The 21,711-nt window shown below is 73.5% G+C and carries 18 protein-coding genes; 9 read left to right on the top strand and 9 right to left on the bottom strand.

All coding sequences use genetic code 11. The features are described 5' to 3' along the window. Position 1: 1 nt before the first annotated feature. From ACIWVC_RS10265 to ACIWVC_RS10235, 7 genes are all read right to left on the bottom strand, one after another. Positions 2-1,105 (bottom strand): alpha/beta hydrolase, encoded by a 1,104-nt coding sequence (locus ACIWVC_RS10265; RefSeq protein WP_396446896.1) that lies wholly within the window; start codon positions 1,103-1,105, stop codon positions 2-4. 134 nt (positions 1,106-1,239) lie between these two features. Then, positions 1,240-4,173 carry an AAA family ATPase gene (locus ACIWVC_RS10260; protein ID WP_396446897.1) on the bottom strand — a complete coding sequence of 978 codons (2,934 nt, stop codon included), beginning with the start codon at positions 4,171-4,173 and terminating at the stop codon, positions 1,240-1,242. A gap of 290 nt (positions 4,174-4,463) precedes the next feature. Beyond that, on the bottom strand, positions 4,464-5,897 hold the full coding sequence (locus tag ACIWVC_RS10255) for a rhamnulokinase family protein (protein WP_396446898.1): 1,434 nt from the start codon (positions 5,895-5,897) through the stop codon (positions 4,464-4,466). Further along, positions 5,894-6,517 (bottom strand): lactate utilization protein C, encoded by a 624-nt coding sequence (locus ACIWVC_RS10250; protein ID WP_396446899.1) that lies wholly within the window; start codon positions 6,515-6,517, stop codon positions 5,894-5,896. The genes ACIWVC_RS10255 and ACIWVC_RS10250 overlap by 4 nt, the downstream gene beginning before the upstream one ends. Next, the gene (locus tag ACIWVC_RS10245; RefSeq protein ID WP_396446950.1) at positions 6,514-7,935 is read right to left on the bottom strand and encodes a LutB/LldF family L-lactate oxidation iron-sulfur protein; all 1,422 of its coding nucleotides are present in this window, start codon (positions 7,933-7,935) and stop codon (positions 6,514-6,516) included. Before ACIWVC_RS10245 ends, ACIWVC_RS10250 begins: the two co-directional genes overlap by 4 nt. 62 nt (positions 7,936-7,997) lie before the next feature. Next, positions 7,998-8,711: a (Fe-S)-binding protein gene (locus ACIWVC_RS10240; protein WP_396446900.1), complete on the bottom strand. Its 714-nt coding sequence runs from the start codon at positions 8,709-8,711 to the stop codon at positions 7,998-8,000. Positions 8,712-8,760: 49 nt separating this feature from the next. After that, positions 8,761-9,792 carry a LacI family DNA-binding transcriptional regulator gene (locus ACIWVC_RS10235; RefSeq protein WP_396446901.1) on the bottom strand — a complete coding sequence of 344 codons (1,032 nt, stop codon included), beginning with the start codon at positions 9,790-9,792 and terminating at the stop codon, positions 8,761-8,763. Between the two features lie 297 nt (positions 9,793-10,089). On the opposite strand from ACIWVC_RS10235, the gene ACIWVC_RS10230 reads away from it, so the two are divergent. The 8 genes from ACIWVC_RS10230 (at position 10,090) to ACIWVC_RS10195 (ending at position 20,177) form a co-directional block, all read left to right on the top strand. After that, positions 10,090-11,628, top strand: coding sequence for a sugar ABC transporter ATP-binding protein (locus ACIWVC_RS10230; protein ID WP_396446902.1), 1,539 nt, complete (start codon positions 10,090-10,092; stop codon positions 11,626-11,628). Positions 11,629-11,725: 97 nt separating this feature from the next. Beyond that, positions 11,726-12,826 (top strand): ABC transporter permease, encoded by a 1,101-nt coding sequence (locus ACIWVC_RS10225; RefSeq protein ID WP_396446903.1) that lies wholly within the window; start codon positions 11,726-11,728, stop codon positions 12,824-12,826. Next, positions 12,823-13,818 (top strand): ABC transporter permease, encoded by a 996-nt coding sequence (locus tag ACIWVC_RS10220; RefSeq protein ID WP_396446904.1) that lies wholly within the window; start codon positions 12,823-12,825, stop codon positions 13,816-13,818. The genes ACIWVC_RS10225 and ACIWVC_RS10220 overlap by 4 nt, the downstream gene beginning before the upstream one ends. A gap of 55 nt (positions 13,819-13,873) precedes the next feature. Next, positions 13,874-14,959 (top strand): rhamnose ABC transporter substrate-binding protein, encoded by a 1,086-nt coding sequence (gene rhaS, locus ACIWVC_RS10215; protein WP_396446905.1) that lies wholly within the window; start codon positions 13,874-13,876, stop codon positions 14,957-14,959. A gap of 62 nt (positions 14,960-15,021) precedes the next feature. Further along, entirely contained in the window at positions 15,022-15,351 is a 330-nt protein-coding gene (locus tag ACIWVC_RS10210; protein ID WP_396446906.1) for an L-rhamnose mutarotase, read from the top strand. Between the two features lie 11 nt (positions 15,352-15,362). Then, positions 15,363-16,529: an L-rhamnose isomerase gene (gene rhaI / locus ACIWVC_RS10205; RefSeq protein ID WP_396446907.1), complete on the top strand. Its 1,167-nt coding sequence runs from the start codon at positions 15,363-15,365 to the stop codon at positions 16,527-16,529. Next, complete coding sequence (locus tag ACIWVC_RS10200; RefSeq protein WP_396454056.1) at positions 16,526-18,601, top strand: bifunctional aldolase/short-chain dehydrogenase; 2,076 nt, start codon at positions 16,526-16,528, stop codon at positions 18,599-18,601. Before rhaI ends, ACIWVC_RS10200 begins: the two co-directional genes overlap by 4 nt. Before the next feature lie 142 nt (positions 18,602-18,743). Continuing rightward, positions 18,744-20,177, top strand: a complete 1,434-nt coding sequence (locus ACIWVC_RS10195) for an arabinose isomerase (protein ID WP_396454040.1) — start codon at positions 18,744-18,746, stop codon at positions 20,175-20,177. 2 nt (positions 20,178-20,179) lie between these two features. On the opposite strand, the gene ACIWVC_RS10190 is transcribed toward ACIWVC_RS10195, so the two are convergent. Then, complete coding sequence (locus ACIWVC_RS10190; protein ID WP_396446909.1) at positions 20,180-20,326, bottom strand: hypothetical protein; 147 nt, start codon at positions 20,324-20,326, stop codon at positions 20,180-20,182. A 37-nt stretch (positions 20,327-20,363) separates the two neighbouring features. On the opposite strand from ACIWVC_RS10190, the gene ACIWVC_RS10185 reads away from it, so the two are divergent. Continuing rightward, positions 20,364-20,825 (top strand): MarR family winged helix-turn-helix transcriptional regulator, encoded by a 462-nt coding sequence (locus ACIWVC_RS10185; protein WP_396454039.1) that lies wholly within the window; start codon positions 20,364-20,366, stop codon positions 20,823-20,825. A 3-nt stretch (positions 20,826-20,828) separates the two neighbouring features. On the opposite strand, the gene ACIWVC_RS10180 is transcribed toward ACIWVC_RS10185, so the two are convergent. Further along, on the bottom strand, positions 20,829-21,629 hold the full coding sequence (locus ACIWVC_RS10180; protein WP_396454038.1) for an SAM-dependent methyltransferase: 801 nt from the start codon (positions 21,627-21,629) through the stop codon (positions 20,829-20,831). Positions 21,630-21,711 lie beyond the last annotated feature (82 nt).

Below are 21,711 nucleotides of genomic sequence, written 5' to 3'. Positions count from 1 at the left end.
ATCAGCCCGCCTTCCGCTTCAGGAAGTCGACGACCTGCGGGAACACCTCGGTGTCGGAGTTCGCGCCCATGAACGGGTCCTGGTGGCCGTAGCCGGGCAGGATCGCCAGCTCGTGCCGGCCCGGCGCGGCCTTCTCGAGCATGCGGTGGCAGACGATGTTGGAGTCGGTGAACACGTGGTTGCGGTCTCCGGTGAGGAACAGGATCGGCGTCGTGACCGAGTCGGCGCGCGACAGGTAGTCGTCCGGCAGGGCGGCGAAGCGCGGGTCGCGCGGGTCGTACTTGACCGCGCGGCCCTTCTTCACCATCGCGTGGATGTGCCGGTAGTAGTTGACGTTGCAGGCCCCGAACAGGTCGGGCAGCCGGCCGTGCGTGACCGGCGAGATCTTCTCGTGCGTGAAGATCGGCTTGCCGCCGCCCCACATGAAGCTGAGCATGTGGCAGGCCGGCTCGTCGCAGTCGCGGTGGAACGGTGCGACGGCCTTGGCGAGCATCCAGCCGCGCGTCAGGACGGGAGCGTTCCCGTATCGGGGGTCCAGGTGGCAGGGCCCCACGACGTACTCCATCAGCGCCGGCCCGTAGCCGAGTTTGATCCTCGACCACGGCGGGGTCCGCGGGGTCAGCGAGACGCTGTTGCAGACCAGGCTGGTGACGCCGGTGACGGTGCCGGCGGCCAGCGCCATGGAGAACGAGATCGAGCCCACGCAGTGGGTGATCACGTGGAGGCGGCGGTCGCCGATGTGGCGGCGCAGCTCGGCGAGCGCCGCGGGGTGGTCCCAGAGCGCGAGGGCGTCGAGCGTGTGGCGCTGCGTCTCGGCGTTGTAGGGGAACCGGCCGCTGATCCGCAGGTCCACCGCCCACACGTCGCCGAACCCGGCGTCGTGCAGGTAGTTCACCAGGTTGGTGTGCTCCGGCATGATGTACATGTCGCTGGACGACGTCAGGCCGTGCACCAGCAGGACGGTGTCGTCGCCGCGGTCGGCGCGGGCGCGGCGGAACCGGGTCAGGTTCAGGCCGAGCCCGTCGTCGGTCGCGAAGGGGTGCACGGAGATCTCGGCGTCGGCGACGCCCGCGTGCGTGAAGCGCGCGATCCGCTGCTGATCCATGTCCGTCTCCTCCGCTTCCTGACGCCCCAACCTTGCCAAACGCCGATATCGGCGCGGCATCGTGGAGAACCCGTACTTACGCGCGCGGACGGACCGGCTTCACGTACGGGACGTACGTGAAGTAAGAGTCGGCTCTACTCGGAACGGTTCATCGCGGTCGCGACACCGACCCGCGAGGACACGCCGATCTTGGCGAAGACGCGCGACAGGTGGGTCTCCACCGTCCGGACGCTGAGGAACAGCCGCTCGGCGATCTGCTGGTTGCTGAGGCCCTCGGCGACCAGCTGCGCGATCTCGTGCTCGCGCGGCGACAGCCCGAACGGCAGGTCCGGCTTGCCCTTGGCGGCCCTTGAGGGCGTCCCGGCGCCGGGCACCCGCACGCCGAGGCGGCGCTGCTCGCGCGCGACCTGCGCCTGCAGCCCCTTCATCCCGCACGCCTCGAAGATCTCCGCGGCGGCGCGCAGCCGCTCGCGGGCCGCGGCGCGGTCGCCGGCGGCGGCGTGCGCGAGCCCGGCGGCCAGTTCGGCGCGGCCCGCGTCGGGCCGCCGCCCGGCCTTGGCGAGCAGGTCGGCCGCCTCCGCCGCCAGCGCCGCCGACCCGGCGGGGTCGGCGGGGCGCAGCGCGTGCGCGCGGGCCAGCCGGGCCAGGCCGACGTCGCCGGTCAGCGCCGGGTTGGCGATCGCCTCGGCGATGCCGGCCCAGTTCGCCGCGTCGGCGGCGTCGTCCTGCGCGGCGCGGACGCAGGCCAGCGCCTCGGCGCAGCCGCCGAGGGTGCCGAAGTCCAGGCCCTGGTCGCCGGTGCCGCACGCGGCGATCAGCGCGGTGGCGCCCTCCTCCAGCCGGCCCTCGTTGATCACCGCGATGGCGCGGGCGACGTGCGCCATGTGCGTCCACCACTCGCCCGAGCCGGTGTCGTTGGCGACGGCCTCGTCCCCGGCGCGCAGCGCCCGCTCGTGTTCGCCCATCCAGGACGCGGTCAGGCACTGCTGGATCAGCCCGTAGGCCAGCACCTCCTGCGAGCGCAGGTCGCGGCCCACCGCGGTGGCCTCGTCGGCCGCGGCGGCGGCCTCCTCCAGCCGGCCGAGGTGGGTGAGGATGCGCGACTGCCCGGTCAGCATGTAGCCGAGCACGAACGTCTGCCCGGTCGCCCGGGTGATCGACACCAGCCGCTCGACGTGCCGCAGCGCCTCGTCGTACATGCCGAGGAAGCACTCGGCGAACACCAGCCAGGCGAAGCAGTCCAGGCAGTCGGCGAAGTCGGTGTCGGACGCGGCGGAGAAGAGCCGGTCGGCGGTCTGCGCGTAGGCGATCGCCTGCTCGACCTCGCCGCGCCCGTAGGCGACCATCGGGCGCATCGCCGCGACCGCCGCCGTCAGCCCGGGGCTCCAGCCGGGGGCGCTGTCGGGGATGGTCTCCAGGATCGCGTGCGACCCGCGCGTGTCGATCTTCTGGATGCGGTCGGCGACGAGCCGGATCCGCAGCAGGACCGCCTCCGGGGTCTGCCGGTCGGTGATGCGGCGCAGCTCGTCCAGCACGATGGCGCGGGCCTCGTGGATGCGGCCGAGCTGCCGCTCCATGATCGCGCACATGTGCACGGTCCGGGCGCGCCGCACGATGTCGTCGGGCGGCAGCAGTTCGAGCAGGGTGCGGGCGGTCTTCCGGCCCTCCTCGGCGTGCCCGCTGACGGCCTGCATGAAGGTCAGCTCGACCAGCAGCTCGACCCGGTCCGGATACCCCTCGTCGGCGGTGTCGGGCATCAGGCCGAGCGCGGCCTGCAGCCAGTACGCGGCGGTGCCGGGCGCCTGCTGGGCGACGACGCGGGCCGCCTCCACCAGCGTCCAGATCGCCTCGGCGTCGCCGAACCGCGCCGACCGCACCACGTGGTGGGCGCGCACGGCCGCCGGGGCGCCCAGCTCGGCGAGCCGCGCCGCGACCCGCGAGTGCGCGGCGATCCGCCAGCCCGCCGCCGCGGAGGCGTAGGCGACGTGCCGCACCAGGGGGTGCCGGAACCGGAACCGGCCGCCCGGCGCGGGCCGCACCACGTCGTGGCCGGTCAGCGCGTCGAGCGCGGCGAGCGCGTCGCCGGGGTCCATCTCCGCGGCGACCGCGGCGAGCTGGGGTTCGAACACGTCCGCGGCGACGGCGGCGCCGCGCGCCATCTGCTGCGCGTGCGGCGGCAGCGCGCTCAGCTCCAGCTGCAGCGCCGCCCGCACCTCCGGCGGCACCTCGGTCAGGTTCGCGACGCCCCGCTCCCAGTGCGGGTCGAGGCCGTTGCCCGCCACGGGCGCGGCGCCGCCGGCCATCTTGGCCAGCGCCTCCAGGTAGAAGGGGTTGCCGCCGCTGGCCTTGAACAGCGCCTCGCAGCGGGAGCGGCTGACTTCCGGGCCGAGGAAGTCGCGCACCTCGCTCTGCGAGAGCGGCTCCACGCTGACCCGCACCCCCTGCGGGCCGGCCGCGTCCACCAGCGCCGCCAGCCGCGGCGACGCCTGCGCGGGCCGGTAGGCGACCGCGACCAGCACCCGCGCCCGCGGCGGGTGCCGGACCAGGTGGTCGAGCAGCTCGATCGTCGCGTCGTCGGCCCAGTGCAGGTCGTCCAGGATCAGCACCAGCCCGGACGGCTCGGCCAGCTCCTCCAGCAGGTGCCGGACGGTGCGGTGCAGCTGGTACCGCGCGACCTGCGACTCAGGCGAGGCGGCCGGCGGCTCGCCGGTGAGGTCGGCCAGCGCGGGGAACACCGTGCCGAGCAGCCGCAGCGCCCCCGGCGGCAGGTTCAGGGCGTGCTCTTCGAGGCGGTCGTCGAGCGCGTCGACCACGGCGCCGAACGGCATCTCCTGCTCGAACTCGGCCGCGCGGCCCGCCACGAACGGCAGCTTCCGCGCGATCGCTCCGTCGGCCAGCTCGTTCAGCAGCCGCGTCTTCCCCGCGCCGGGCTCGCCGACCATCGCCAGGAACCCGTAGCCCCCCGCGGCCGCGTCCAGGACGCGGTCGATCTCCCGCAGCGCGTCCCGCCGGCCGACCAGCGGGGCGTTGCCGGAGCCTCCGGCCTCGCGCGCCGTACGACCCTGCATGTCCACATCCCAACAGCGACAGGCGGTCGATACGCCGTGATCATGCTTCTTGTGGTCTGAGAATTGCGGAATTCAACCTTATCGGGTGGAACGTCAATAAGGCGGGGCGACACACCCCTGACCGCACGTGATCCCCACGGGACGGCCCTCCTCCGTGACCGTGTGTACATAGCTATGAACGGCCCTCGGAAGCCCTATGTCAACCTCGGGTGGGTAAACCGTCGCGGCCTCGTGACATCCCGGACGCCGGCTCCGGTGCGGGCCCGGCCGCCGGCGCCGGGCCGCCGGGCTCAGCTCTCCAGGCCCAGCCGGACGGCGGCGTCCCGCCACCGGGAGCCGTCGCCCGACGGCTCGTACCGGCGCACGTCCTGGGTGGCCGCGACCAGCGCGCGGGCCTCGGCGAGGTCCTTGACGACGCCGTGGGCGCGGGCCTGGGCCAGCACGTTGCCGAGGGCCGTCGCCTCGACCGGCCCGGCCGCCACCGGCAGCCCGGCGGCGTCGGCGGTCAGCCGGCACAGCAGGTCGTTGCGGCTGCCGCCGCCCACCAGGTGCACGACCTCGACGTCGACGCCGGACAGCGCGGCGGCCCGGCGCAGCGCGGCGCGGTGCGCCAGGGCGAGGCTGTCCATGATGCAGCGGACGGTCTCGGCGCGGGTGGACGGCGCGGGGAACCCGCGGCGGCGGCAGTGCGCGGCGATGCGGGCCGGCATGTCGCCGGGCGGCAGGAACTCCGGGTCGTCGGGGTCGATCAGCGAGCGCAGGCCGGGGACGCGCCCGGCCTCGGCGAGCAGGGCGGGCAGGTCGGGGCCGCCCCAGGCCCGAAGGCACTCCTGGAGCAGCCACAGGCCCATGACGTTGCGCAGGTAGCGGACCGTCCCGTCCACTCCCGCCTCGTTGGTGAAGTTGGCCTCGCGGCTCTCCCGGGTCAGCACCGGCGCGTCCAGCTCGACGCCGACCAGCGACCAGGTGCCGCACGAGATGTAGCCGAACCCGCCCCCGGCGGCGGGCACGGCGGCGACGGCGGAGGCGGTGTCGTGCGAGCCGACGGCGGTGACCGGAAGCGGGCCGTGGCCGGTCTCGGCCGCCACGTCCGGGCGGAACCGCCCGATCACCGAGCCCGGGTCGCGGAGCGGCGGGAGGATCCCCGCCGGGAGGCCGAGGCGGGCGAGCAGATCGCGCGACCAGGTCCCCTCGCGCACGTCCAGCAGGCCGGTCGTGGAGGCGTTGGTGCGCTCGGCGCCGATCTCGCCGGTGAGCCAGTACGCCAGCAGGTCGGGGATGAGCAGCAGCGTGCTCGCCCGGGACAGGTCGTCCGCCGCGAGCTGGTAGATCGTGTTGAACGGCAGGAACTGCAGCCCCGACGTCCGGTAGAGGAGGTCGTCGCCCAGCTCGGCGCGGACGCGGTCCATGACGCCGTCGGTGCGGGCGTCGCGGTAGTGGACGGGGTTGCCGAGCAGGGCGCCGTCCGGGCCCAGCAGGCCGTAGTCGACCGCCCACGAGTCGATCCCGACCGACGCGAGGCCGGGCGGCGCGGCGCGCAGCCCGTCCAGGACGTTGCCGTAGAGGCCGAGGATGTCCCAGTACAGGGTGCCGCCGGCGCGGACGGGCCGGTTCGGGAACCGGCGTACCTCCTCCAGTTCGAGGGTTCCGGGGCCGACGTGCCCGGCCATCACGCGGCCGCTGGACGCGCCCAGGTCGACGGCGGCGAAAGTGGCGGCGCTCATCGGACGACCAGGACCTCCAGCGTGCGGGGCCCGTGCACGCCCTCCACCCGGGACAGCTCGATGTCGCTCGTCGCCGACGGGCCGGACACGAACGTCAGCGGGCGCGACGGGTCGAGCCGTTCGAGCGCCTCCGGCACGTCCGGCGCCACCTGCTCGGCGAGCACCACGATCAGGTGGTAGTCGGGCACGAGCGACAGGGCGCGCGGCCCCTGCGCGGCGCCGTGGTCCAGGACGATCGTGCCGGTCTCGGCGATCGCGGCGGCGCAGCCGGTGACCGCGCCCGCCACCCGGTCGAGGGACGCCACGGAGTAGTCGCGGACGAGCGCCGCGTCCGTGGCCGCCGTCCATTCGGCGGGCAGGTCGGACGGGACGCCGTACGGGCCGGGGCGGGCCGCCAGCCGCTCCGCGACCGCCGAGGCGACCTCCGACTCCGCCACCCGCAGGACGGTCGCGCGGTAGTCGGCGACCCGCTCGGCGAACAGGTCGAGGACGCCGTCGTCGTCATGGTGGCGGCGCAGGTAGGAGCGGTCGATCCGGGCGTAGGAGGCCGCGACCTCGGCGGCCGGGCGGGTGGGCGCGACGCCCTCGATGCGGCGCAGGATCTCCTCGCGCGCGGTCACCGGCCGTCCTCCTTCCGTCCGCCGCCGGTGCGGGCCCACCAGGCGCGGAACGACTCCTTCGGCGGGGCGGGCGCGTCCCGCGTCTCGGTCCAGGCGTTCAGCGGCCCCGGCAGCCGCCGTATCCGGCCGCCGCGCCCGACGATCCGGCGGCTCGCGGACGCGCCGCGCTGCGCGAGCGCCAGCCGGGTCGGGGAGCGCAGCGTCCACCCGGCCGCCTTCATCGCGACCCGTTCCAGCGGATGCCGCGGACCCTTCTCCACCGCGCGCGCCCGCAGATGCACGAGCACTTCGGGGATGTCGATCGCGACGGGGCACGCCTCGAAGCACGCCCCGCACAGCGACGACGCGAAGGGCAGGGAGGCGTCCACGTCCGAGCCGATGCCCCTGATCTGCGGCGACAGGATCGCGCCGATCGGCCCCGGGTACGGCGACCCGTAGGCGTGGCCGCCCGCGCGCTGGTAGACCGGGCACACGTTCAGGCACGCCGAGCAGCGGATGCAGCGCAGCGCCTGCCGCCCCACCTCGTCGGCGAGCGTGGCCGTGCGGCCGTTGTCCAGCAGCACGAGGTGGAAGTCGCGCGGGCCGTCGCCGGGGGTGACGCCCGTCCAGGCGGAGGTGTAGGGGTTCATCCGCTCGGCCGTCGAGGAGCGGGGCAGCAGCTGCAGGAACACCTCCAGGTCCCGCCAGCTCGGCACGATCTTCTCCACGCCCATCACCGAGATCAGCGTCTCCGGGAGCGTCAGGCACATCCGCCCGTTGCCCTCCGACTCCAGGACGACGAGCGTGCCGGTGTCGGCGACCGCGAAGTTCACGCCCGACACGCCGACCTTCGCCGACAGGAACTTGGCGCGCAGGTGCCGCCGCGCCGCCTCGGCCAGCGCCGCGGGGGAGTCGGTCAGCCCCTCGGGCGCGTCGTCCATCGCGCGCAGGAAGATGTCGCGGATGTCGGACCGGTTCCGGTGGATGGCCGGGACGAGGATGTGCGACGGCCGGTCGCCGCCGAGCTGGACGATCAGCTCGGCGAGGTCGGTCTCGTAGGCGGTGACGCCCTCCTCGGCGAGGTACTCGTTCAGCCCGATCTCCTGCGTGGCCATCGACTTGACCTTGACGACCTCGGTCTCGCCGGTCGCCTTCACCAGGTCCGCGACGATCCGGTTGGCCTCGCCGGCGTCGCGCGCCCAGTGCACCGTCCCGCCGGCCTCGGTGACCTTCTCCTCCAGCAGCCGCAGGTAGTGGCCGAGGTTCGCGAGGACGTGGTCCTTGATCTGCTTGCCCGCCTCGCGCAGCGCGGGCCAGTCGGCCAGCTCCGCGACCGCGGCGGCGCGCTTGTCGCGGATCGTGGTGGTCGCGTGCGCGAGGTTGCCGCGCAGCCGGGTGTCCGCCACCGCCCGCCTGGCCGCGTCCGGGAACGACGGCATCCCGACATAGGTGGGCATGGCGGAGTCGGGCATGGAAGAAGAGGCGGGCCTGGAAGAAGACGTCATGACGGGTCCTCCTCGGTCGACGCGAGGATCTCGGCCAGGTGGATCGTCCGCACCCCCGCGCGGGTGCGGGTGAGGGCGCCGCCGATGTGCATCAGGCACGAGTTGTCGGCCGCGCACAGCACCTCGGCCCCCGTCCGCCGGACGGCGGTGACCTTGTCCGCGCACATCGCGGCCGACACCTCGGCGTTCTTCAGTGCGAACGTCCCGCCGAACCCGCAGCACTCCGCCGCGTCCGGCAGGTCGGCCAGCTCGATGCCGCGGACCTCGCGCAGCAGCCGCAGCGGCCGGTCGCCGACGCGCAGCATCCGCAGGGAGTGGCACGTCGGGTGGTAGGTGACGCGGTGCGGGAAGTACGCGCCGACGTCGGTGACGCCGAGGACGTCCACCAGGAACTCCGACAGCTCGTGCACGCGGGAGGCGACCCCGGCGGTGCGCGGCGCCAGCCGCGGATGCCAGTCCCGGACCATCGCGGCGCACGACGCGGACGGCGCCACCACCGCGTCGTAGGGCTCGAACGTCTCCGCGAACCCCTTCACCAGGTGCAGCGCCTGCTCCCGGTACCCGGTGTTGAGGTGCATCTGCCCGCAGCAGGTCTGCGACTCGGGGAACTCCACGTCGTGGCCGAGCCGCCGCAGCAGCCGCACCATCGCCTTCCCCGTCTCGGGGAACATCGTGTCGTTGACGCAGGTGAGGAACAGCGCGACCTTCATCCGCGCCTCCGCCGGGGGACGACCCCCCGCACCCTCGGGTTCGCCGTGCTCATGATGGGCCTCCGGACGCTGAACGGCTGGACTCGCGGACGACCAGTTCGGGCTGGAACATGACCTGCTGGTGGGCGTGCCCGGCCGACTCGTCGCACTCCTCCAGCAGCAGCTCGGTCGCGATGCGGCCGAGCTGGTAGGTCGGCTGCCGCACCGAGCTGAGGGGGACGGCGGCGGCCGCCGAGAACTCGATGTCGTCGTACCCGATCAAGGCCACGTCAGTCGGCACCTTGATCCCGGCCTGCAGCAGGACGCGCAGCACCCCGAGCGCGAGCAGGTCGTTCGCGCAGAAGATCGCGTCCGGCAGCGGCGGGCCCGTCTCCAGCAGCCGCCGCGCCGCCTCCTGCCCCGACCGCGCGTTCATCGCGCCGACCGGGACCTCGCGCATCGCCTCGCGGCCGAGCCCGGCGGCGCGCAGCGCCCGCAGCGCGCCCCTGCGCCGGTCGGCGCACTGCCGCAGCACCATCGGCCCGGTGACGAACGCCAGCGTGCGGGCCCCGCCGTCGAGCAGCTCGCGGACCGCCAGCTCGCCGCCCGCCACGTCGTCGACGGCGACCGAGCACTGGTTGGCCCGCGGCGTCGGATGGTCGAGCAGCACCACCGGGACGTTGCGCTCCCGCAGCCGGTCGGCGGTCTCCCCGTCGTCGCCGAACGGGGTCAGCAGCACGCCGCGCACCCGCTGCTCGGCGAACACCCGCAGGTTGCGCTGCTCCCGCTCCGCCGACTCGGCCGACGACGCCAGCAGCACCGCGTAGCCGCGCTCGCTGGCGATGTCCTCCACGCCGCGCGCCACGTCGGTGAAGAACGGGTTGGCGAGGTCGAGCACCATCAGCCCCAGCGTGCTGCTGTGCCCGGCGCGCAGCGTGGACGCCGAGCCGTTGCGGACGAACCCCAGCTCGCGGATCGCCTGCTCGACGCGGGCGCGGGTCGCCTCGGCGACCCGTTCGGGCCGGTTGAGCACGTTGGACACGGTGCCGGGGGAGACGCCGGCGCGCTCCGCGACCTGCTTGATGCCGACCGTCCTGCTCAATGCGCGTCCCCCGGTCCGTCCGTCTGTGTCGCCGCTCACTTTGGGTCATGTCATTAAAACGTGTCAACCCCAGAGTCGGAACCCGGGCGGCCGGATCCCGGCGGCGCGGCCCCGGCGGAACGACTTCGGAAAGTTCCGCCGCCCTTGTCCGGACGGTGTTTTCGCCGCTTCCGGCCGGGTCTTCGAACGGATCCCCTCTTGACGGGTGCTCCGGGTCACATCTAGCGTCCTGCGCAACATCACGTTAAAACGTTTTTCAGCTGCGGGAAACCGACGTCCCCCGCGAGGAGGGCCGCCATGAACGCACCGGGCCGGTCGGCGCCGCCGACATTGGCACTGGTCAACGTGAGCAAGTCGTTCGGCGCCGTGCGCGCCCTGCAGGGCGTCACGCTGGAGCTGCACGCGGGCGAGGTGCACGCCCTCGCCGGCGAGAACGGGGCCGGCAAGTCCACGGTCGTAAAAACGTTCGCAGGAGTGCACCGCCCCGACGCGGGCGAGGTCCGCGTGGACGGGGAGCCGGTGGTCTTCGGCGGCCCCGCCGACGCGCAGGCCGCGGGCGTCGCCGTCATCTACCAGGAGCCCACGCTGTTCCCCGACCTGTCGGTCGCCGAGAACATCTTCATGGGCCGCCAGCCCCGCGCCGCGCTCGGCCGCATCGACCGCCGCGCGATGCACGCCGAGACCGCGAGGCTCTTCGAGCGGCTCGGCGTCGCGCTGGACCCGCAGCAGCCGGCCCGCGGCCTGTCGATCGCCGACCAGCAGGTCGTCGAGATCGCCAAGGCCATCTCCCGGGACGCGCGGGTCCTCATCATGGACGAGCCCACCGCCGCGCTCACCGGCCAGGAGGTCGCCCGCCTGTTCGCGGTGACCCGCACGCTGCGCGACCAGGGCTGCGCGGTGCTGTTCATCTCGCACCGGCTGGAGGAGATCTTCGAGCTCTGCCGGCGGGTCACGACCCTGCGCGACGGCGCCCACGTCGGCACCGACCTCACCGAGGACATCACCCCGGACGACCTCGTCCGCCGGATGGTCGGCCGCGACCTCGACGCCCTCTACCCCAAGCAGGACGTGACGCCCGGCGAGGTCGCGCTCAAGGTCAGCCGGCTGACCCGCGAGGGCGCCTTCACCGACGTCTCCTTCGAGGTCCGCCGCGGCGAGATCGTCGCGCTGGCCGGGCTGGTCGGCGCCGGCCGCAGCGAGGTCGCCCGCGCGATCTTCGGGGTGGACCGCTGGGACGCCGGCGCCGTCGAGGTGCAGGGGCGCGCCCTGCCCGCGGGCAGCCCCACCGCCGCGATGTCGGCCGGGCTCGCGCTCGTCCCCGAGGACCGCCGCCAGCAGGGCCTCGTCATGGACATGTCCATCGAGCGGAACATGGGCCTCACCCAGCTGAAGGCGCTGCGCCGCGCCACCGGGCGCGGCGGCCTGATCTCCCGGCGGGTCGAGCGGGACCGCGCCGCCGACTGGGGGCTGCGGCTCCGGCTCAAGTACTCCCGGCTCAGCGACGCCGTCGGCGTCCTGTCCGGCGGGAACCAGCAGAAGGTCGTGCTCGCCAAGTGGCTCGCCACCGAGCCGGCCGTGCTCATCGTGGACGAGCCGACCCGCGGCATCGACGTCGGCACCAAGGCCGAGGTGCACCGGCTGCTGTCGGAGCTGGCCGCGCAGGACCTCGCGGTGCTGATGATCTCCTCCGACCTGCCGGAGGTGCTCGGCATGGCCGACCGCGTCCTCGTCATGCACGAGGGGCGGCTCACCGCCGAGATCGCCCGCGCGGACGCGACCGAGGAGAGCGTGATGGCCGCGGCCACCGGCCGCGCGGGAACGGGGGAAGCGGCATGACGACCGCAGCGAAGCGAGGATCGTCGTGCCGCCCCCGCGGGGATCTGGGGGTCGTCCCCCGGATGGGCGGGGTCGTCCCCCGGATGGGCGGTGCCCGATGACCGTTCTCACCGAGACTCCGGCGCGGCCGGGCGGCGCGGGCGGCCCGGCGGGCGGCGGCCGCCGCCTGGTCGAGCTGGTGCTGCGCGCCCGCGAGATGAGCATCCTCGGCGGCCTCGTCGTCCTGGTCGTCGCGACCACGATCGCCAACCCGCGGTTCCTGTCCGGGCAGGGCGTCAAGGACATCTTCCTCAACGCCTCCATCCTCGTGCTGCTCGCCGTGGGGCAGACGGTGGTCGTGGTGACCCGCAACATCGACCTGTCGGTCGGGTCCGTCGTCGGGCTCGTCGCGTTCAGCGCCGGCAAGTTCGCCGCCGAGGGCGGCCACGGCGTCGTGCCGGTGCTGCTCTTCGGCGTCGCGATCGGGCTGGCGTGCGGGCTGGCCAACGGGCTGCTGGTCAGCTTCTGCCGCGTCCCCTCCCTCGTCGTCACGCTCGGCACGCTGTACGTGATCCAGGGCCTGGACTACCGCATCGCCCACGGGCAGCAGATCGGCGCCGCCGAGCTGCCGTCCTCGGTGCTGAAGCTCGGCAACGACGGGATCCTCGGCGTCCCCTACCTGCCGATCGTCACCGTCGCGGTGATGCTGGCGGCCGGGTACTACCTGCGCTCCTACTCGTCCGGGCGCGAGTTCTACGCGATCGGGTCCAGCCCGGAGGCCGCGCGGCTCGCGGGCGTGCCGATCCGCCGCCGCGTCCTCACCGCCTACCTGGTCAGCGGCGCGCTCGCCGGCTTGGCCGGGGTGCTGTGGCTCGCCCGGTTCGGCACCGTCGTCGCGGACGCCGCGCACGGCTGGGAGCTGACGGTCGTCGCGGCCGTCGTCGTCGGCGGCGTCGCCATCACCGGCGGCGTCGGGACGGTGTACGGGGCCGCGCTCGGCGGCCTGCTGCTCACCACCATCGGCAGCGTGCTGGTGGTGCTCAAGGTCAACTCGTTCTGGCAGGACGCGATCACCGGCGTCCTGCTGCTGCTCGCCATCAGCGTGGACCGGCTGCTGGCGCTGCGCGTCACCCGGGCGCTGAAGCAGCGGTCCCTCGAATCCGCCGCGCACCGGGACGCCGCGGAGACGGTCCCGCAGGAGAAGGAGGGACGGGCATGAGCCGCCTCGGAGGGCTGATGCGGTGGGAGACCGCCGTCACCGCCCTGCTGGTCGTGGTGTTCGCCGGCGGCGCCGGGTTCTCGCCCGACTTCGCCAGTGACGACAACCTGTCGTTCGCGCTGGACGACCTGTCGGAGATCGCGCTGATCGCGCTGCCGATGACGCTGCTGGTCGTGTGCGGGCAGGTCGACCTGTCGGTGGCCTCGGTCCTCGGGCTGTGCAGCGCGCTCACCGGCAAGATGTGGGACGGCGGCATGGCGATCGAGACGATCATCCCGATCGTGCTCGTCGTGGGCCTCGTCTGCGGCCTGGTCAACGGGCTGCTCGTGACCAGGCTGGGGCTGCCGTCCCTGGCCGTGACGATCGGCACGATGACCCTCTACCGGGGGCTCGCGTACGTGACGCTCGGCACCGGGGCCGTCTCGGAGTTCCCGTTCGCCTACACCGACCTCGCCACCTCGTCCGTCCCCGGCACCCCGATCCCGTACCCGATCGCGCTGTTCGTCCTGCTGGCCGCCGCGACCGGAGTCGTCCTGCACGCCACCGGCGTCGGCCGGTCGCTGTTCGCGATCGGCGCGCAGGAGGACGCCGCCTACTTCGCCGGCATCCGGGTCAAGCGCATCAAGCTGATCCTGTTCACGGTGTCCGGCCTGGTCGCCGGGTTCGCGGGCATCGTCTACACGCTCCGCTACGGCAGCGCCCGCGCCGACAACGGCCTCGGCCTGGAGCTCGCCGTCATCGCGGCGGTGCTGCTCGGCGGCGTCGACTTCGACGGCGGCAAGGGCACGCTCGGCGGCGTCATCGCGGCCGTGCTGCTCATCGGCCTGCTCCGCAACCTGCTGATGCTCAACGACGTCTCCACCGAGGTCCAGTCGATCGTCACCGGGCTGCTCCTCATCGTCAGCGTCCTCACCCCGCGGCTGATCGCCGTGGCCCGCGACGCGCGAGGGAGGCGGCGGGGCGCGAGACCCGCGGCCCCCGCCCCCACCTGACCCCTTGAGACACGTCCCCCCGCCGCATTCCTCCCGACCCCGAAAGGCAATCGTGATGACCATTCGTCTGCGCGCCCCGCGCCGGCTGGCGGCCGTCGCCACGGCGAGCGTCCTGGCCCTCGGCATGGCCGCCTGCGGCGGCACGACCAAGAACGACTCCGGCTCCGGGGAGGCCAAGGCCGCCGGAGGCAACGCCACGGCGAACCCGAACGCGCCGCTGAAGAAGGGCCTGAAGCTGGCGTTCCTCCCCAAGCAGGTCAACAACCCCTACGAGACGATCGTCGACAACGCCGGCATCGGCGCGGCCAAGGAGTTCGGCGCGGAGGCCAAGGAGGTCGGCCCGTCCGACGCGTCCGCGTCCTCCCAGGTCTCCTACATCAACACGCTCATCCAGCAGCGGCACGACGCGATCCTCATCGCCGCCAACGACGAGAACGCGGTGTGCGGCCCGCTGAAGCAGGCGATGGCCAAGAACATCAAGATCGTCGCCTACGACTCCGACACCAACCCCGAGTGCCGGGACGTGTTCATCAACCAGGCCAGCTCCGAGGAGATCGGCCGCAGCGAGGTCAAGCTCCTCGCCGAGCAGATCGGCCACGAGGGCGAGATCGCGATCCTGTCGGCGACGGCGAACGCCACGAACCAGAACACCTGGATCAAGTTCATGAAGGACGAGCTCGCCAAGCCCGAGTACTCGAAGATGAAGCTCGTCAAGGTCGCCTACGGCGACGACGACGACCAGAAGTCGTTCCAGCAGACGCAGGGCCTGCTGCAGGCGTACCCCAACCTCAAGGGCATCATCTCGCCGACCACCGTCGGCATCGCCGCCGCGGCCCGCTACATCTCCGGCTCCAAGTACAAGGGCAAGGTCGTGCTGACCGGCCTCGGCACCCCCGACCAGATGCGCAAGTTCGTCAAGGACGGCACGGTCGAGAAATTCGAGCTGTGGGACCCCAAGAACCTCGGCTACCTGGCCGCCTACGCGGCGGCGGCGCTGTCGTCCGGCCAGATCACCGGAGCCGAGGGCGAGAAGTTCAAGGCCGGCAAGCTCGGCGAGCGCACGATCGGCTCGGGCGGCGAGGTCATCCTCGGCCCGCCCACGGTCTTCGACGCCAAGAACATCGACGACTACCACTTCTGAGGACGAGCGGAGCGGCCCGGGGGCGGCGGACGCCGCCCCCGGGCGGAAAGGCTGATCGGCCCATGCCCGAACGCACGAAGCGCGTCTGCTTCCTGCTGAAGGTCCGGCAGGACCGCCTGGAGGAGTACAAGGAGCGCCACCGGGGGGTCTGGCCCGACATGTTGAACGCGCTGCGCGACACCGGCTGGCGCAACTACTCGCTGTTCCTGCGGGAGGACGGCCTCCTCGTCGGCTACCTGGAGACCGACGACTTCCAGGCCGCCCAGGAGGCGATGGCCCGCACCGAGGTCAACGCCCGCTGGCAGGCGGAGATGGCGCAGTACTTCGAGGACCTCGACGGCCGCCCCGACGAGGGCATGCGGCCGCTCGCCGAGGTCTTCCACCTGGATTGAGAGAGGTAACCGTGAACGACACCAGCGCGGTGAAGGACGCCCTGCGCCGCCAGCAGATCGAGACTCCCTCGTGGGCGTACGGGAACTCGGGGACCCGGTTCAAGGTCTTCGCCCAGCGGGGCGTGCCGCGCACCCCGCAGGAGAAGATCGACGACGCCGCGCAGGTGCACCGGTTCACCGGCGTCGCGCCCAGCGTGGCCGTCCACATCCCCTGGGACAGGGTGGACGACTACGCCGCGCTGGCCGCGTACGCGGAGGAGCGCGGCGTGCGGATCGGGGCCGTGAACACCAACGTGTTCCAGGACGACGACTACATGCTCGGCAGCGTCACCAACCCCGACCCCGCCGTCCGCCGCAAAGCCCTGGACCACCTGCTCGAAGCGGTCGACATCATGGACCTGACCGGGTCCCGCGACCTGAAGCTGTGGTTCTCCGACGGGACGAACTACCCGGGGCAGGACGACATCCGCGCCCGGCAGGACCGGATGGCCGAGGCGCTCGCCGCCGTGTACGAGCGGCTCGGCGACGGCCAGCGGTTCCTGCTGGAGTACAAGCTGTTCGAGCCCGCCTTCTACATGACCGACCTGCCGGACTGGGGCTCCTCCTACGCGCACTGCGTCAAGCTCGGCCCGAAGGCGCAGGTCGTCGTCGACACCGGGCACCACGCGCCCGGCACCAACATCGAGTTCATCGTGGCGTTCCTGCTGCGCGAGGGGAAGCTCGGCGGGTTCGACTTCAACTCCCGCTTCTACGCCGACGACGACCTGATGGTGGGCGCCGCCGACCCGTTCCAGCTGTTCCGGATCATGTACGAGGTGGTGCGGGGCGGCGGCTACGACCCCGAGGCGGGCGTGGCGTTCATGCTCGACCAGTGCCACAACGTCGAGCCGAAGATCCAGGGCCAGATCCGCTCGGTGATGAACGTGCAGGAGGCCACGGCGAAGGCGCTGCTGGTGGACGGGGACGCGCTGCGCGCCGCGCAGGCGGCCGGCGACGTCCTGGAGGCCAACGCGATCTTCATGGACGCCTACAACACCGACGTCCGGCCGCTGCTCGCCGAGCTGCGCGAGGAGATGGGCCTGCACCCCGACCCGGTCGCGGCCTACAAGGAGTCCGGCTACTACGAGCGGATCGTCGAGGAGCGCAAGGACGGCCAGGGCGCCGGCTGGGGCGCCTGACAGGTGAAGGAGACGAACCGATGACTGCCACCCCGCCCGAGGTGGAGCAGCTGCTCGAACGGGCCAACACCCTCGGCTCGGACCCGCGCAACACCAACTACGCGGGCGGCAACGCCTCGGCCAAGGGCACCGTCACCGACCCCGTGACGGCCCGCGACGTCGAGCTGATGTGGGTCAAGGGCTCGGGCGGCGACCTCGGCACCCTCACCGAGGAGGGCCTGGCGGTGCTGCGCCTGGACCGGATGCGCGCCCTCGTCGACGTGTATCCGGGCGTCGAGCGCGAGGATGAGATGGTCGCCGCGTTCGACTACTGCCTGCACGGCAGGGGCGGCGCGGCGCCGTCCATCGACACCGCCATGCACGGCCTGGTCGATGCCGCGCACGTCGACCACCTGCACCCCGACTCCGGCATCGCGATCGCGACGGCCGCCGACGGCGAGGAGCTGACCCGGCGGATCTTCGGCGACCGGGTCGCGTGGGTGCCGTGGCGGCGGCCCGGCTTCCAGCTCGGCCTCGACATCGCCGAGATCAAGCGCGCCAACCCGCGGGCGATCGGGGTGATCCTCGGCGGGCACGGCATCACGGCCTGGGGCGACACGAGCGAGGAGTGCAAGGCCAACTCGCTCGACATCATCCGCACCGCCGAGACCTACATCGCCGAGCACGGCCGGGCCGACCCGTTCGGCGAGGTGGTCCACCCGGCGCTGCCGGAGGGCGAGCGGCGCGCCCGCGCCGCCGCCCTGTTCCCGCTGCTGCGGGGGCTGGCGTCCACCGACCGGCCGCAGGTCGGGCACTTCACCGACGGCGAGGCCGTGCTCGACTTCGTGTCCCGCGCCGAGCACCCGCGGCTCGCGGCGCTCGGCACGTCCTGCCCGGACCACTTCCTGCGCACCAAGGTGCGCCCGATGGTCCTGGACCTGCCGCCGGACGCGCCGCTCGACGACGTCAAGGCGCGCCTGAAGGAGCTCCACGCCGCCTACCGCGAGGAGTACGCGGCCTACTACGACCGGCACGCCGCGCCCGGCTCGCCGCCGATGCGCGGCGCGGACCCGGCGATCGTCCTGGTCCCCGGCGTCGGCATGTTCTCCTTCGGCGCGAACAAGCAGACCGCCCGGGTGGCCGGCGAGTTCTACGTCAACGCGATCAACGTGATGCGCGGCGCGGAGGCGCTGTCGTCGTACGCGCCGATCGACGAGGCGGAGAAGTTCCGCATCGAGTACTGGGAGCTGGAGGAGGCCAAGCTCCGCCGCATGCCGAAGCCCAAGCCCCTCGCCGCGCGGGTCGCGCTGGTCACCGGCGGCGGCTCCGGCATCGGCGCGGCCACCGCCCGCCGCCTGGCCGCCGAGGGCGCCTGCGTCGCGGTCGCCGACCGGGACCTCGCGGCCGCCGAGAAGGTCGCGGCCGAGATCGGCGCGACGGCGCTCCGCGCGCCGGACGCCGCCGTCGCGGTCGGCGCCGACGTCACCTCCGAGGAGGAGGTCGCGGCGGCCGTCCGGGAGGCGGTCCTGGCGTTCGGCGGCGTCGACCTCGTCGTGAACAACGCCGGCCTGTCGATCTCCAAGCCGCTGCTGGAGACGACCGCCGCCGACTGGGACCTGCAGCACGACGTCATGGCGCGCGGCTCGTTCCTGGTGTCCCGCGAGACCGCCCGCGTGATGGTCGAGCAGGGCATGGGCGGCGACATCGTCTACATCGCGTCCAAGAACGGCGTGTTCGCCGGGCCGAACAACATCGCCTACGGCGCGACGAAGGCCGACCAGGCGCACCAGGTGCGGCTGCTGGCCGCCGAGCTCGGCGAGCACGGCATCCGCGTCAACGGCGTCAACCCCGACGGGGTGGTGCGCGGCTCCGGCATCTTCGCCGGCGGCTGGGGCGCCCAGCGCGCCGCCGTGTACGGAGTGGAGGAGGAGAAGCTCGGCGAGTTCTACGCCCAGCGGACGCTGCTGAAGCGCGAGGTGCTGCCCGAGCACGTAGCCGCGGCCGTGTTCGCCCTCACCGGCGGGGACCTGACCCGCACCACCGGACTGCACATCCCGGTCGACGCCGGCGTCGCCGCCGCCTTCCTGCGCTGACGGGGCATCACCGGAAAGGAGGGACGGCCGGGGCCCGGACGGTGCGGCGGCGCTCACACACGTCCGCCGCCGCACCGTCCCCACCCGGGCCGCCGGCCGTCCCGTAGGGCCCGCTCGACCAAAGGAACCCGGAAGGACAACGATGGACGTGCCCGAGAAGTTCGCAGAAACCGCCTCCCCGCCCGTCAAGGTCGGTCTCGTCGCCGGGGGGCTCGGCGCGTACTGGCCGCAGTTCCCCGACCTGCTGCCGCAGCTGAAGCGCTCCGCCGGGCGCGTCGCCGAGCGGATGCGCGGGCTCGGCGCCGAGGTCGTCGACGCCGGGTTCATCTCCGACGCGCAGGAGGGCGCCGCCGCGGCCGAGCGGCTCCGCGCCGCCGGCTGCGACATCATCGTCGGCTTCCTCACCACCTACATGACCGCGTCGATGCTGGTCCCGGTCGCGCAGCGGGCGGACGCGCCCGTCCTGCTGATCAACCTGCAGCCGACCGAGTCGATGGACCACGCGACGTTCGACACCGGGCAGTGGCTCGCCTACTGCGGCGCCTGCCCGCTGCCGGAGATGGCCAACGCGTTCGAGCGCTGCGGCGTCCCGTTCCGCTCGGTGTCCGGATACCTGGAGGACGAGCGGGCCTGGGCGAAGATCGGCCGCTGGGTGCGGGCCGCCGGGGTCCGGGCCGCGCTGCGCAGGGGCCGGCACGGCCTGATGGGCCACCTGTACCCGGGCATGCTGGACGTCTCCACCGACCTGACCCTGGTCAGCGCCAACTTCGGCGGGCACGTCGAGGTGCTGGAGTTCGACGACCTGCGCGTCCGGGTGGAGAAGGTCACCGACGCCGAGACCGCCGCGAAGAAGGCCGAGGCGGAGAAGATCTTCGAGCTGGACGCGTCCGTCGACGACGACGACCTGACGTGGGCGGCGCGGGTCGCCGTCGGCCTGGACCGCCTCGCCGAGGACTTCGCCCTCGACAGCCTCGCCTACTACCACCGCGGCCTGGACGGCGAGATCCACGAGCGCCTCGGCGCCGGCATGATCCTCGGCGCCTCGCTGCTGACCGCCCGCGGCGTCCCCGCCGCCGGCGAGTACGAGCTGCGCACCTCCCTCGCCATGCTGATCGCCGACCGGCTCGGCGCGGGCGGCTCGTTCACCGAGCTGCAGGCCCTGGACTTCCGCCGCGGCCACGTCGAGATGGGCCACGACGGACCCGCGCACCTGGCGATCAGCGCCCGCCGCCCGCTGCTGCGCGGCCTCGGCGTCTACCACGGCAAGCGCGGCTACGGCGTGTCGGTGGAGTTCGACGTCAAGCACGGGCCGGTCACCGCGTTCGGGATCGTCCAGCGGCGCGACGGCCGGTTCGCGTTCGTCGCGTCCGAGGGCGAGACCGTGGACGGGCCGCTGCTGCAGATCGGCAACACCACGTCCCGCGTCGACTTCGGCTGCGACCCCGGCGAGTGGGTCGACGCGTGGAGCGCCACCGGCATCTCCCACCACTGGGCGCTCGGCACCGGCCGCCTGACCGCCGATCTGGAGTCCCTCGCCGACCTCCTGGGGATCGAGCTGGTGCAGGTCGCTCCCTGAGCTCAGCCCGGCGGGTCCGGAGGCAGGTCCGGCGGGAGGAAGCCGCCCGTGTCGCGGAGCCCGCGGACGGCCCCGACGAGCCGCGCGACCCCCGGGGCGTACGCGTCCAACCCGGCGATCAGGGCTCGGACGCCTGCGCCCGCGTCCACGCCGCCCTCAGCGACGACCGATATATAGTCAATATTCGTGACCACTGAGGACGGGGCCGGAGGGCGGGAGCCCGACCTGGCGATGCTGGCGGCGCGGCTGACGCGGGCGCTGCGGGAGGAGCTGTTCGAGCGGCTGGCCGAGGAGGGCCACCCGGACGTCCGGCCGCGGCACGGCGCCGTGCTGGCCTTCCTGGACGCGGGCGGGTCGCGGGCGACCGAGCTGTCGGCCCGCTCCGGGCGGCACAAGCAGATCGTCGGCACGATCGTGGACGAGCTGGCCGCGCTCGGCTACGTCCGCCGCGAGCCCGACCCCGCCGACCGCCGCGCCAAGCTGATCGTGCCCACCGAGCGCGGGCTGGACGAGATGGCCAAGGCCCGCGCCATCATCGCCGGCATCGAGGACCGGCACCGGCGCGCCCTGGGCGAGGAGCGCTACGCGGTCTTCAAGGACGCCTTCCGGGAGATCGCCCGCGACCGGAGCGGCCGGCGGGAGGGGTAGCGGTCAGCGCAGCACGCCCGTGCCGACGAGGCCGGCGAAGCGCTCGCCGTCGGTCCCGCCGCCCTCCAGCCACTCGCGGGGGCCGGTGAGGCCCGGCGGGAGCAGCTCGAACCCGTCGAAGAAGCGGCGGATCAGCGCGCTCGGGCGGGCGCCGAGCCGCGCGCTCGCCCCCTCGTAGACCTGCTCGGCCCGCGCCATCTGTTCCGGGAAGGCGTCGGTGGCCAGGTGCGACAGGATCAGCCGGCCGCCGGGCGCGAGCGCGTCGCGGTAGCGGGCGACCAGCGCGTGCGGATCGTCGGCGTCGTCCACGAAGTGCAGCACCGACACCAGCAGCAGCGCCACCGGCGCGGAGAAGTCGATCATGTCGCGGACGACCGGATGGCCGAGCACCGCGTCCGGGCGGCGCAGGTCGGCCTCGGCGAACCCGACGTTCCCCGCGCCCGCGAGCAGCGCCCGGCCGTGCGCGCAGACGACCGGGTCGTTGTCGACGTAGACGGTCCGCGCGCCGGGGGCGGCGGCCGCCGCGGCCTCGTGCACGTTCTCCTGCGTCGGCAGCCCGGACCCGAGGTCGAGGAACTGCCGGACGCCGGCCTCGGCGGCGGCGCGCACCGCGGCGCGCAGGAACGCGCGGTTGAGGCGGACGCCCCGCACGACGCGCCCCTCGGAGATCTCCACGACGCGCTCGGCGGCCTCCCGGTCGGCGGCGAAGTTGTCCTTCCCGCCGAGCCAGTAGTCGTACATCCGCGCGACGTTGGGGGAGCCGGTGTCCAGGCCGGCGGAGGTCCCGTCCGAGAAGTCGCTCACCCGGTCATGATCGTGCCATCGGCGGGCGGGCGGCAACTCGACGGCGGAACCCGGTGGCGCTACTGAGCGTAGCGATACGTAA

The organism is Actinomadura sp., from assembly GCF_044508335.1.
GTDB lineage: Bacteria > Actinomycetota > Actinomycetes > Streptosporangiales > Streptosporangiaceae > Spirillospora.
Note: the sequence above shows the minus strand (reverse complement) of the source record. Positions and strands in the feature narration are given on the sequence as shown.

Coding starts and splice junctions, on each gene's coding strand:
- ACIWVC_RS10245 (WP_396446950.1), bottom strand. CDS start 7,935: ATGCCGTCGTTCCCGGACGCGGCCAGGCGGGCGGTGGCGGACACCCGG.
- ACIWVC_RS10210 (WP_396446906.1), top strand. CDS start 15,022: ATGCCCGAACGCACGAAGCGCGTCTGCTTCCTGCTGAAGGTCCGGCAG.
- rhaS (WP_396446905.1), top strand. CDS start 13,874: ATGACCATTCGTCTGCGCGCCCCGCGCCGGCTGGCGGCCGTCGCCACG.
- ACIWVC_RS10220 (WP_396446904.1), top strand. CDS start 12,823: ATGAGCCGCCTCGGAGGGCTGATGCGGTGGGAGACCGCCGTCACCGCC.
- ACIWVC_RS10265 (WP_396446896.1), bottom strand. CDS start 1,105: ATGGATCAGCAGCGGATCGCGCGCTTCACGCACGCGGGCGTCGCCGAC.
- ACIWVC_RS10195 (WP_396454040.1), top strand. CDS start 18,744: ATGGACGTGCCCGAGAAGTTCGCAGAAACCGCCTCCCCGCCCGTCAAG.
- ACIWVC_RS10255 (WP_396446898.1), bottom strand. CDS start 5,897: ATGAGCGCCGCCACTTTCGCCGCCGTCGACCTGGGCGCGTCCAGCGGC.
- ACIWVC_RS10260 (WP_396446897.1), bottom strand. CDS start 4,173: ATGCAGGGTCGTACGGCGCGCGAGGCCGGAGGCTCCGGCAACGCCCCG.
- ACIWVC_RS10230 (WP_396446902.1), top strand. CDS start 10,090: ATGAACGCACCGGGCCGGTCGGCGCCGCCGACATTGGCACTGGTCAAC.
- ACIWVC_RS10240 (WP_396446900.1), bottom strand. CDS start 8,711: ATGAAGGTCGCGCTGTTCCTCACCTGCGTCAACGACACGATGTTCCCC.
- ACIWVC_RS10225 (WP_396446903.1), top strand. CDS start 11,726: ATGACCGTTCTCACCGAGACTCCGGCGCGGCCGGGCGGCGCGGGCGGC.